Source organism: Vibrio sp. 811, from assembly GCF_033339195.1.
In genome coordinates this window covers 1-885 of sequence record NZ_JAWOUB010000193.1, presented here as the reverse complement: position 1 = coordinate 885, position 885 = coordinate 1, and the positions used below count along the sequence as shown (strand labels likewise).

The window sequence follows — 885 nt, the reverse complement described above, 5'->3', positions numbered from 1 at the left end:
AGTGCAATATCACCACCTTGATAGTCTTCAACAAATTGCGGATTTACATTCTTACCAGACGCATCTGGTGCAGTATCCATGTGGGCGATAAAGCCGATTGGTGGAACATCGTAATCAACATTCGACGGCAGTTTTGCCATCAAGTAACCGTGTTCATCTAAAGTCACATCGCTCAAACCAAGATCTAGCATCTCTTGTTTCAACAACTCTGCAAAAACGAGTTGGCCAGGTGAACTTGGGCATTGGGCAACATGGGGATTTGATTGGGTGTCAAACGTGACGTAGCGAAGGAATCTTTCAACTAAATGCTTCATATTTATTCTCATTGTTCTAAGCGATCAACACCAGACTACGCATCGCACTCAAACAAACCGGCAATACTAAGGTTTGCCGAACATAGGTAGCTCTGACGAATGAACTCCAATTACTCTGGATGAGTTCAGCTACCTAATGTTATTTAAATGCGAGGCCGCCTAGTGCCCGTAATAAACCTCACTCCATGTTACGCTCTTAGTTCAATAAGAATTTGCTTTGAATCATTTTTTCTTCAGAAAGGCTCGGCTCAGCCTGGTATACATAACAATAACCATTTGTTTTCAATATGTTTAATCTTGGAGTTCTTCTGCTAACACTCGCCATTCTTTGACTTTATTGTGGAAGTGGATCCACTGTTTATCGGTCATGGACTTCGCTACGTTTAACGTCAATTGATCCACTAACCCAAGGTTGTGATCGATATTCTCGGATAGTTGCTCGCTATAATAGCTTTCCGGCTCGAACAATAACTGCATAAATACTTGTTGATAGACAACACTGTTGGACTGATTTTCAAAAAGGTATTCCAACTCTTGATATATTGAAGCGCGATAATTTCGCCAAAGTGGA

At 41.2% G+C, this 885-nt stretch carries 2 pseudogenes; both read right to left on the bottom strand.

The annotated features are described in order from the left end of the window. Window positions 1-314, bottom strand: a pseudogene (locus tag R7Q46_RS25775) (peptidase T); the annotation flags it as partial. Between the two features lie 291 nt (window positions 315-605). Next, window positions 606-885: pseudogene (locus tag R7Q46_RS25770) on the bottom strand (hypothetical protein); the annotation flags it as partial.